Origin of the sequence: Bradyrhizobium pachyrhizi (assembly GCF_001189245.1) — a bacterium.
GTDB lineage: Bacteria > Pseudomonadota > Alphaproteobacteria > Rhizobiales > Xanthobacteraceae > Bradyrhizobium > Bradyrhizobium pachyrhizi.
Genome location: NZ_LFIQ01000058.1, coordinates 170,595 through 178,448, shown reverse-complemented (window position 1 = coordinate 178,448; position 7,854 = coordinate 170,595). Strand labels below are relative to the sequence as shown.

6 protein-coding genes are annotated in these 7,854 nt (G+C 65.7%); 4 read left to right on the top strand and 2 right to left on the bottom strand.

The annotated features are described in order from the left end of the window. Positions 1-189, bottom strand: a 189-nt coding sequence (locus AKL29_RS44725) for an NTP transferase domain-containing protein (RefSeq protein WP_244481969.1), incomplete at its 3' end; no start/stop codon positions are given. A 182-nt stretch (positions 190-371) separates the two neighbouring features. Here AKL29_RS44725 and AKL29_RS12610 point away from each other — a divergent pair. Continuing rightward, positions 372-1,742, top strand: coding sequence for a hypothetical protein (locus AKL29_RS12610; RefSeq protein ID WP_050384386.1), 1,371 nt, complete (start codon positions 372-374; stop codon positions 1,740-1,742). A 94-nt stretch (positions 1,743-1,836) separates the two neighbouring features. Then, positions 1,837-2,217: a hypothetical protein gene (locus AKL29_RS12605; RefSeq protein WP_050384395.1), complete on the top strand. Its 381-nt coding sequence runs from the start codon at positions 1,837-1,839 to the stop codon at positions 2,215-2,217. On the opposite strand, the gene AKL29_RS12600 is transcribed toward AKL29_RS12605, so the two are convergent. Then, the gene (locus AKL29_RS12600; RefSeq protein ID WP_050384385.1) at positions 2,177-3,805 is read right to left on the bottom strand and encodes a glycoside hydrolase family 17 protein; all 1,629 of its coding nucleotides are present in this window, start codon (positions 3,803-3,805) and stop codon (positions 2,177-2,179) included. The two genes, AKL29_RS12605 and AKL29_RS12600, sit on opposite strands and share 41 nt — an antisense overlap. Positions 3,806-4,050: 245 nt before the next feature. Here AKL29_RS12600 and AKL29_RS12595 point away from each other — a divergent pair, with 245 nt between their 5' ends. Beyond that, positions 4,051-4,662 (top strand): hypothetical protein, encoded by a 612-nt coding sequence (locus AKL29_RS12595; RefSeq protein ID WP_050384384.1) that lies wholly within the window; start codon positions 4,051-4,053, stop codon positions 4,660-4,662. 194 nt (positions 4,663-4,856) lie between these two features. Then, entirely contained in the window at positions 4,857-7,706 is a 2,850-nt protein-coding gene (locus tag AKL29_RS12590) for a glycosyltransferase (protein WP_028332068.1), read from the top strand. Positions 7,707-7,854: the final 148 nt, after the last annotated feature.

The window sequence follows — 7,854 nt, the reverse complement described above, 5'->3', positions numbered from 1 at the left end:
TGCGACCGCCTCATGGTCCGGGCCGACCACGACCGCCAGCTGCGATCCCTCGCCGGAGGCGGCGGCGTTGAGCACAAGCGCCAGCAGCGGCTGCCCGGCCACGGGGTGCAGCACCTTCGGCAGCGACGAGCGCATCCGCGTGCCCTCGCCGGCCGCAAGCACCACTGTCAGGCTCGTTCGCGCAGTCATTCGCAATCCTCGATGTCGCGCGCAGTTCGCGCGCAAAGCTGTCTTCGAGGCCGTCTTTAATTGTTTTCCCCGGCAGAAGAAACCGATTCGCCTCCGTGGCGCTCCGGATTCAAGTTCCCGGTCCATTTCCTGTTAATCTTTGCCTCGTGATTCGGCGGGCCTTGAGGAGGGCCAAGCGGGCTTTGGCCAAAGATCGCGACAATCTGGCGGCGGAATTCGACACCGAGAGCACCACCGGCTTTTTGGCCGAGGAGGATGCTCTGGATCGCCGCATGCTGTGGCGGCTCGGCTCGTGGGGCGTTGCCGCGGTCGGCGCCGTCACCGTCGCGGTGATGGCCAACCAGTCGGCGTTGTCGCTGCGGCGCGACCAGGTCGCCGCAGCGGACCTCGCGCGACAGGCCCAGCAGTTGCAGACGCTGGCGAAGGAGAGCCACAACGAGACGCGCCGGCTCGCGTCCGCGATCGATACGCTTAACGGCGACCGCGACCGGCTGTATTCGCGCGTCACCACGCTGGAGCAGGGTCTCGACTCCGTAACCGGCGCGATCGCGAGGCAGCCGCCGGCACCATCGCCCTTGGCAGCGGCGCCCTCGCCCGGAACCGCCAGTTCGTCGCCCGCCGCCTCCGCGCCAACCGTTGCCGCCGTCGCAACGACGCCGCCGGTCGCGTTGGACAAACCGGCGGCGGTCGACAAGCCCGCAGCCGGCGACAGCAAGGCGACTGGGCCGATCGAGAAGCCGGTTGCGGCGGCCGAAAAGCCGGCAACGGCCGACAAGAAACCGGTGCTCGCGGCCGCCAAGCCGCAGGCCGTCGCGGAGAAGCCGCCAGTCTCCGGCAATTCGCCGCCGAATTCCGCCGCGGCCGCATCGATCGCCAGTCCGATGAGCGCCGCCGCGGCCGGCGCCGAGGATTCCCCCGCAGCGCCGGCGCTGGTCGCGGATAACAAGCCGCTTGCCGACAAGCCGGTCCTGGCATCGCTCGATCCTGCGGCGAACAAGGCAACCGAAGCGGTCAAGCCGCCGACCGCCAACGATGTCACCACCGCACCGATGCCGCCGCTGGTGATCACAGCGGATCCGGACGCCGAGGACGATGCGCCGCAGGCACAGATCCACCGCACCGAGTTCGGCGTCGATCTCGGCACGGCCAATTCGGTCAATGGACTGCGCGCGCTGTGGCGCGGCCTGTTGAAGTCGAAGGCCAACGCGCCGCTGGCGGCGCTGCGGCCGATCATCGTGATCAAGGAGAACAGCAACGGGCTCGGCATGCAGTTGCGCCTGGTGGCTGGACCGCTGAACGACGCCGGCACCGCCGCCAGGATCTGCGCGGGCCTCAGCCTGGTGCAGCGGACCTGCGAGACGGCGATCTATGACGGCCAGCGGCTGGCCCTCAACGAGCCGCCCGCCGGAGCCAAGCCGGCGCCATCGCATCGGCGGGCCGTGCCGAAGCGCGCCGCCGCACCACCATCGCCGCCGCCGCAGCAGCCGGTCGCCGAGGACAAGAAGCCGGAGCCGACCACGATCTCCTCGATATTCCGGCGGAACAGCCAATAATCATGTTGGCCAAGGGATTGTGGCCGGATTTTCAACCGATTTCGATGCTCCGACCGAGCTTGTCCCGCAACCCGATCCCGACCATAGTGCCGCGATGACAAAACCTCCGTTCCGCCTCTCCCCCTATCAGGTCCAGTTCCTGATGGTCGTGGGCTTCGTCACCGTCGGCTACTCGCTCTACGTGCGCTATCTGGCAATCGAGTTCTCTCCCGTTGCGCTGGCCTGCGACGCCGGCGCGCAGACCATGCTCTGCAAGGCTCGCGCGCTGTCGACCGTACTGTTCAAGAACTCGGTGTTCGGGATCACCGCGCTGGTAATCGCGGTGCTCAACCTGATGCGGCCGTCGATCGTGCTGCTGACCGGCGGCTTGATCGCGGCGGGGCTCGGGATCGTGCTCTACAATGTCGTGCTGTCGGGGCTCGCGATCGGGCTGTTCATCCTGGGTTTTGCGCGGCCCGCGCCCGCCACAGCGTAGCGGCGAGCAAGAGGTACATCACGCAGGTCCAGTCCGACTGCCAGTTGATCGTGCCCTCGTTGTAGATCGTGTAGCCGGCGGCGATCACCAGCAGGCCGGCGAACACGGATTCCGCGAGCGGCCGGATGCCTTCCTTCGGGCGATTGAGCATGGTCAGCAGCGCGAATGGCACCACCGCCATGGTCAGCGAGGCATACGGGAAATCGCGGTAGCGCGGATCGAAGGTGAAGCCGAGCGCGGTTTCGGCAGCAATCACGGTGGTGATGATCAGCACAATCGCCAACACCGCGCCGATCACGCCCTTGCCGCGATAGTCGCGCGGCCCGACCAGCTCCAGGAAGGTCGGCAGCGACCGCCCGGCGATCAGCGCATGCGCCGTCAGCAGTGGCGCGGCAATGCCCGCCGCGAGCAGCGCGCCCCAATGCAGCCAGCCGCCGACGCCGTAGCTCTCGTAATACATCTTGTCGCCGGCAATCCCGAGCAGCGCCCCCGCCGTCGTCGCCGAAACGGCGACCGCGATCCAGGCCGACGGCCGCGGCGTCCAGGGCCGGCGGCGCAGCGTCAGCCAGGCCGCGAGGAATGTGGCGACGGACAGCGCCATGCCGCCCGCCATCTGTAGCTTCCAGTCCGGATAGTTCGTGATAGCAACGCCGGGCGGATATTTCACCTGCCGCTTGATCGAATCGAACAGGCCCCAATTGCCGCCGACGGTGCCCTCGAGCTTGCGCTTCCAGGGCTGGTCATAGGCCTCGATCAGGTTGACCCGAAAGCCCTCGCGCTTGGCGAGGTCGAGGATCTCGGACACTACCCGCGCCTGGTTGGTGCGCGACGGCAATGCGCCCTCCCGCATCCGCCCCTGGCTCGGCCAGCCGGTCTCGCCGATCAGGATCTCCTTGCCCGGGAATGTCACCGCCATCCGCTTGCGGATATCGTCGACATGCGCCGCGGCGTACTTCGCCTTGACCGGGATGTCCTCCCAATACGGCAGAATGTGAATGGTGACGAAATCGACCGCGTCATAAATCTCGCGGTTCTTCACCCAGTATTCCCAGACGTCGGCATAGGTGACAGGAAGATTGCCCGCCGCTGCCTTCACCGCGCGGATGTTGCCGGCAAGATCGGTGGCGGTCATCTCGCCCCGCAGCAGCACCTCGTTGCCGACGATCAGCGAGGTGACGACGCCAGGATACTCCTTGGCGAGCCGGACCGCGATCGCGATCTGCTGCAAATTCTTGAAGCGGTTGCTGCTGAGCCAGATGCCCTGCATCACCTTCAGCCCGACCTTGGCCGCAACGCCGGGGACCTGGTCGAGGCCGTTCTCGATCGAATAGGTGCGCACGCAGTCGGTGACCTTGGCGAGATCGGTCAGATCCTGCTCGATCTGCTCGACTGGAATCTGCGTGGTGGGATCCAATGGCGTCTGCGCGCCGCGGAACGGCGTATAGGACACGCATTGCAGCTTTGCAGCGGGATCGATCGGCGCGCGCACGAGCGTAATCGGCGTGGCGAGCCACCACCACACGGATGCAATCACGGCGAACGAGATCAGGAGAAGCGCCAGCGGCGTACGAAGCGAAATCGGTTCCATCCTCCGGGGGACCGTCGAATTAGCCGGTCACAGCCCATCTGCCAAGAGCGGGATTAGGTCAATACCATGGTTGTCCTGCGACAGTTTTGCGCTGGGTCGATAAAGTTGTGAGTTTGCTGGACAAAATACCAAATTCCAGTCATCAGATTTCGCCAGAGTCTCCGCCGCACTGGAGACCTATTTGGACGGCATCACGCGAGCCGTTAGGATGATCCCGCGGGGGCAGGAACATTATCGGGGAATACATGCGTCGACGGCTGCTTGAGTTGAAGAACACTAGTTTGCGCCATCTTGCCGTAACGGGCCTAGTCACGGGCCTTGCGCTCCTCATTGGGGCCGGCGGCGCGTTCGCCCAGAGCGGCACGCCGAATCCGCCGGATCAGGCCAAACAGCAGCCTGGACAGCCCGACGCCAACGCAAATGCCGCACGGGAAGCCAACCAGCGCAAGGTCGAGGAATTCGTCGAGGCCCAGCAGGCCATCAACGGCCCGGCCGGCAACCCGGAATGCGTCTGGCTCGGCCGGCGCGTCGTCCGCCTGATGTGGAACGACGATCTCGACACCGCGTTCCGCCATCTCGACCTCTACGACCGGTTCGGCTGCCCTGGCGGCCACGTCCAAGCGACGTTCCGCTGCCTGACCCGGTTCGGCGCCCAGATCGACGACAAGGTGCGCGGCAGCCTCGACGGCCGCATCCACGCCTGCTGGATCAATCCGGGCGCGCAGCCCCAGGCTGCGGCGGCGGCCGCTGCTCCCACCCCGGCGCCGGCGACGGCCGGCACCGCCGCACCGGCACCGGCGGCGTCGCCTTCGCCTGCACCGACCCCGTCGGCGGCACCTGCGCCGGCGTCGAAATAGCCGTATCCCGCGACGGGGTCCGACCGCGATTTTTTTTCGCGGCTGGAACGGCTTGCGCCCTTAAAACGCCATCGCGGCACACCAGTTGTTAAATCGGATGGCGGAGATATCTTTCCCTCCGCTGTCGTGTTGGTCGAACCTAGGGGACGGGTTCGCTTAGTCCTCAATCTCAGGCCCCGTATGGTTTAACCGCGATGCGCGCCGTCGTCGCCGTCCTGTTGCTTGTCACCGCCGCCCACGCCGCCCTGTGGGGTCTCTTCCAGGAGAGGCAGTCGGCGCCCGATTTCCGTGGCACGCTGCCGAGCCTGTCCTACGCTCCGTTCGAGTCAGGCCACACCGTCGCAGACGTTGCCGCCGACACCGAGAAGGTGCGCGCCGACCTGAAGAAGCTCTCCACGCTCACAAAGGCGGTCCGCCTCTATTCGTCGACCGAAGGCAATGAGCTGGTGCCGCCGGTCGCCGCCGAGTTCGGCATGAAGGTCACGGTTGGCGCGTGGATCGACAAGGACGCCAACCGCAACAACCGCGAGATCGAAGCCGCGATCAACCTGGCCAAACGCAACAGCAACGTCATCGGCATCGTGGTCGGCAACGAAACCGTGTTCCGCGGCGAGCAGGTGCCGCTGGAAAACCTCGGTTCGGTTCCGGAGATCGGCGTGCCGCCCGAGGAGTCCGAGAGGATTCTTCGCGAGGAAGCGCAGCGTCTTCACGACGCCGAAATGCAGCCGGATGAGAACGGCAGCAGCGGCTTGAGCAAGCGCGCTGAAGCGATCAAGTGGGCAGTCGCCGAAAACAACGTGCACCGGCTGATCAAGGTGATCCAGCGGGTCAAGAAGTCGGTCAACGTCCCCGTCACGACCGGTGAAATCTGGAACATCTGGCGCGACCATCCGCAACTCGCCAATTCCGCCGATTTCATCGCCGCGCACGTGCTGCCCTATTGGGAAAACTTCACTGACAAGCAGGCGGTGGACCAGGCGGTCGACCGCTACAACCTGCTGCGCGACTCCTTCCCCGGCAAGCGCATCCTGATCGCCGAATTCGGCTGGCCGAGCCAAGGCTACAATCTGCGCAGCGCCGAGCCCGGTCCGTTCCAGCAGGCCACGGTGCTGCGCAACTTCGTCACCCGCGCCGAAGCCATCGGCATGGACTACAACATCGTCGAAGCCATCGATCAGCCCTGGAAGTTCTTCGAAGGCGGCGTCGGTCCCTACTGGGGCATCCTCAATGCCGACCGCGAGGCGAAATTCGCCTGGACCGGACCGGTCACCGATCTGAACTACTGGAAGATTGCGCTGGTCGCCGTCCTGGTCGGCCTGTTCATGTCGCTGCCGATCCTGCGGCTGGACCAGCCGACCGTGATGCAGGCGCTGCTCTTGTCGGCGGCCGCCAACGGCGTTGGCGCGTGGGTCGCGACCGTGTTCTCGTACTGGACCACGCACTACTTCGTCTGGGGCTCGGCCTTCGCGCTCAGCCTCGGCCTGGTGCTGCTGGTTCCGCTGGTCCTGATCGCGATGGCCCGGATCGAGGAGATCGCTGCGGTCGCGTTCGGCCGCGGCCCGCGCCGGCTGATCGGCAAGAGCGCGCCGCTCGCGCCCGCCACGATCGGCGAGAACGTGAAGTTTCCGAAGGTCTCGATCCACATCCCGGCCTATTTCGAGCCGGTCGAGATGCTCAAGCAGACGCTCGATGCAGTGTCGCGGCTCGACTATCCGAACTTCGAGTGCGTCTGCATCATCAACAACACGCCCGATCCCGACTTCTGGCGGCCGATCCAGGATCACTGCCGGCTGCTCGGCGAGCGCTTCAAGTTCATCAATGCCGAGAAGGTGCAGGGCTTCAAGGCCGGCGCGCTGCGCATCGCGATGGACCGCACCGCGGCGGATGCCGAGATCATCGGCATCATCGACGCCGACTACGTCGTGCATCCGGACTGGCTGAAGGATCTCGTGCCGGCGTTCGCCGATCCGCGCGTCGGCCTCGTGCAGGCGCCGCAGGAGCATCGCGACGGCGATCGCTCGCTGATGCACTACATCATGAACGGCGAATATGCCGGGTTCTTCGACATCGGCATGGTCCAGCGCAACGAGTTCAACGCGATAATCGTGCACGGCACGATGTGCCTGATCCGCCGCGCCGCGATGGACAAGGCCGGCGGCTGGTCCTCTGACACGATCTGCGAGGACACCGATCTCGGCCTCTCGATCCAGCAGCAGGGCTGGCTCACGCACTACACCAATGTGCGTTACGGCGAGGGCCTGCTGCCCGACACCTATGAGGCCTTCAAGAAGCAGCGCCATCGCTGGGCCTATGGCGGCTTCCAGATCGTCAAGAAGCACTGGCGGCGCTTCCTGCCCGGCGCCAGCCGGCTGACGCCCGATCAGCGCCGCGAGTTCTCGCTGGGCTGGCTCAACTGGCTCGGCGCCGAAAGTCTCGGCGTCGTGGTTGCGATCCTCAATCTGATCTGGGTGCCGATCGTCGCCTTCGCCGACATCGCGATCCCCGACAAGATTCTGACGCTGCCGATCATCGCCTCCTTCATCGTCTCGCTGGTACATTTCGTCGCGCTCTACCGGCTGCGCGTGAACATCAAGGCCGGCCAGATGTTAGGGGCCATGATCGCGGCGATGAGCGTACAGTGGACGGTGTCACGCGCGGTGGCGCAGGGCCTGATCACCGAGCATCTCGCGTTCGCCCGCACCTCCAAGGGCGGCCTGTCGCGGATGTCGATCGAGTTCCAGGCGTTCTGGGAAGCCGTGATCGGCGTGTTGCTGCTGATCGGCGCCGTCGTGCTGGTCGTCACCAACGGCTACAAGCAGGTGCGCGAGATCTACATCTTCGCCGGCGTCCTGGTGTTGCAGAGCCTGCCATTCCTGGCGGCGGTCTCCATCGCAATCCTGGAAAATTCGCGGATCAACGAGTTCGCATTCTGGCGCAACAGCGCGATCCGCACCGCGGAACTGATCGGATTGCGCCCGGTCAGCCTGCCCTCGGTCGCCGCCCCGTCGCAGCCGGTCGGCTCGGAAATCCGCCGCGACAACTAGCGCCGGATTTGGCCGACTTCAAGAAACGGCCCTAACCGCAGGCGCCGGAACGGCAAATCCGGCGCGCCGGTACACAATTGACCGCCCTTCGGCTATTGACCCGATGGGCCCTGCCCCCTACACAGCGCGGGCTGGAGCACGATCCGGA

Bases quoted from the DNA above. Each gene is read 5' to 3' on its own strand.
- AKL29_RS12590 (WP_028332068.1), top strand. From the start codon at position 4,857: ATGCGCGCCGTCGTCGCCGTCCTGTTGCTTGTCACCGCCGCCCACGCC.
- AKL29_RS12595 (WP_050384384.1), top strand. From the start codon at position 4,051: ATGCGTCGACGGCTGCTTGAGTTGAAGAACACTAGTTTGCGCCATCTT.
- AKL29_RS12605 (WP_050384395.1), top strand. From the start codon at position 1,837: ATGACAAAACCTCCGTTCCGCCTCTCCCCCTATCAGGTCCAGTTCCTG.
- AKL29_RS12600 (WP_050384385.1), bottom strand. From the start codon at position 3,805: ATGGAACCGATTTCGCTTCGTACGCCGCTGGCGCTTCTCCTGATCTCG.